Raw genomic sequence first — 2,624 nt, 5'->3', positions numbered from 1 at the left:
TATAGCGCGACAATCAGGATGAGACGCTTGCGACAATCTGGATGAGATTCTTAGGTCGCGGTCGGGATCAAATTATCATGCTGATTGCCGTTGACAAGTTCTTCTTCGTTTTCTGATTGCCGCTGCGCGACAGACAGCGTTGAGGTCCTGATTGTCGCAAACGAGGCCGGTCGGCCCCGCTGGCGTTTTTCCTCAAGCGCGGTTCTGCGGCGATAACTTTCGACATTCATCTCGAAGATCGTGGCATGGTGCACAAGCCGGTCGACTGCTGCGAGTGTCATGGCAGGATCTGGAAAGACCCGGTTCCACTCTCCGAACGGCTGGTTGGCAGTGATCAAGATCGACCGGTGCTCGTATCGTGCCGAGATCAGCTCGAATAGCACGCTTGTTTCCGCCTGGTCCTTGGTGACGTAGGCGAGGTCATCGAGGATGAGCAAGTCGTACTTGTTGAGTTTATCGATGGCAGACTCAAGCTGCAGTTCCCTGCGGGCGACCTGAAGCTTCTGCACAAGATCGGTAGTCCGGGTGAACAGGACCCGCCATCCGTTCTCGATCAGCGCAAGGCCGATAGCGGCAGCAAGATGGCTCTTTCCTCCGCCGGGCGGACCGAACATGAGGATGTTAGCTCCCTTGGCGAGCCAACTGTCGCCAGCGGTAATTGCCATGACCTGCGCCTTCGAGATCATGGGTACCGCGTCAAAGGCGAAGCTGTCCAAGGTCTTTCCGGGCGGCAGGTGCGCTTCGGCGAGATGTCGTTCAATCCTGCGATTGGCACGCTCTGCCAGCTCGTGCTCGGCAATAGCCGACAGGAAGCGAGCGGCTGGCCATCCTTCCCGGTCCGCCTGCTCGGCAAATTGCGGCCACAGCGTTTTGATGGTCGGTAGCCGAAGTTCGTTGAGCATGATGGCGAGCCGTGCTTCGTCGATAACGTGAGCGTTCTTCATGCGGCTTCTCCTGTCCCGATCAGGGCCTCATAACCGTTGAGCGATGCGAGCTGCACATGAACGGTCGGCAGCTTGGCTGGATCCGGACCGAAGAGCGTTCGCATGGCGGCCAGATCCGGTAAATCGCCCGCATCCAGGGTTCTGGCCAATTCTTTGGCAAGTTCGCGCTCGCAACCGCGGTCATGCGCCAATGCCAGAAGCTCAACGGTGATCTTGCAAGCCTGCTTGTCGGGAAGATGCTCGATGAGGGCTTCGAAGGCCTTGCGATATTCCGGACGCGGGAAGAGTTTGTCGCGATAAACGAGGCCGCGGAGCGCCATCGGCTTCTTGCGCAGGGAATGGATGACGTGGTGGTAGTTGACGACCTGATCGTGTCGCCCGTCGGGGTGGCCGCGTCCGCGGCGCAACGTCATCAGATGCGTACCGCCGACGAAGACATCCAGCCGATCGTCGAACAGGCGAACTCGTAGCCTGTGGCCGATCAGGCGGGATGGCACGGTGTAGAAGACCTTGCGCAAGGTGAAGCCGCCCGTCCGGGACACCGTGACGACAATCTCTTCGAAGTCCGTGGTCCTGCGCTCGGGCAGCGCCTGCAGATGGGATCGCTCAGCATCGATACGCTTGCCATGGGCAGCATTGCGACGGCTGACGATCTCGTCGACAAAGGCGCGGTAAGAACCGAGATCGTCGAACTCCTTGGTCCCCCGCATCAGCAGGGCATCATGAACGGCGTTCTTGAGATGGCCATGGGAGCTTTCTATCGAGCCGTTCTCATGCGCGACGCCTTTGTTGTTGCGCGTCGGCGTCATTCTATAATGGGAGCAAAGCTGGTCGTATCGGTGCGTGAGATCGACCTTGGCATCGGCGTCGAGGTTGCGGAATGCCGCCGAAAGGCTGTCGCTTCGATGATAAAGCGGCGTACCACCCACGGACCATAGAGCATTTTGAAGCCCTTCGGCCAGCGCGACAAAGCTTTCTCCGCCGAGAATGACATGGGCATGTTCGAAGCCCGACCAGACAAGCCGGAAGTGATAGAACAGGTGATCAAGCGGCTGGCCGGCGATGGTCACACCAAGACCGCTGGCATCGGTAAAGTCCGAAAGGCCCAACCGGCCTGGCTCGTGCGTCTGGCGGAAGATAACCTCCTGCGCTTCGCCATGGACAGCACGCCACGACCGAATGCGTCGTTCAAGCGTGCGGCGGATACCTTCAGACAGTTCTGGATGTCGGCGCAGCATCTCGTTGTAGACAGCGACGGCACGGATGCCGGGTGCGGCCTTCAAGAGCGGGACGACTTCAGTCTCGAATATTGGCTCCAAGGGATCAGGGCGGCGGCGTCCACGCGGCGCTTTGCTCTGAGATGGTAGTTGCACCTCCTTGTCGAGGCGGTATGCCGTAGCTCGGCTGATCGACGCTTTTGCTGCGGCGACCTCTACGGAATGCGTTTGTCGGTACTTCATGAAGAGTCTCATCTGATGATCGGTTACATGGCAACCCGGCACAAACTGGTTCTCCAATCCAGAAAACCGCAAATGTACCGGACCGACCGCGATCTTGAGACGCCAAATTCTGCGCCACGCCGGGGTATGACTACGATCGGGCTACGCCCTCACTCCGTCACACCCCGGCGCGAGTCTCATCCTGATTGACGCTGAATCTCACCTAGATTGCCGTTATGCA

General features: G+C 59.0%; 2 protein-coding genes. Both read right to left on the bottom strand.

What is annotated here, in order from left to right; translation table 11 throughout:
• Positions 1–50: 50 nt before the first annotated feature.
• Entirely contained in the window at positions 51–944 is an 894-nt protein-coding gene (gene istB, locus FG152_RS27020) for an IS21-like element ISRel5 family helper ATPase IstB (RefSeq protein ID WP_105529095.1), read from the bottom strand.
• Entirely contained in the window at positions 941–2,446 is a 1,506-nt protein-coding gene (gene istA / locus FG152_RS27015; protein ID WP_105529096.1) for an IS21 family transposase, read from the bottom strand. The genes istB and istA overlap by 4 nt, the downstream gene beginning before the upstream one ends.
• Positions 2,447–2,624: the final 178 nt, after the last annotated feature.

Origin of the sequence: Ochrobactrum sp. XJ1 (assembly GCF_024701725.1) — a bacterium.
In the GTDB taxonomy this organism is placed as follows: Bacteria; Pseudomonadota; Alphaproteobacteria; order Rhizobiales; family Rhizobiaceae; genus Brucella; species Brucella anthropi.
Note: the sequence above shows the minus strand (reverse complement) of the source record. Positions and strands in the feature narration are given on the sequence as shown.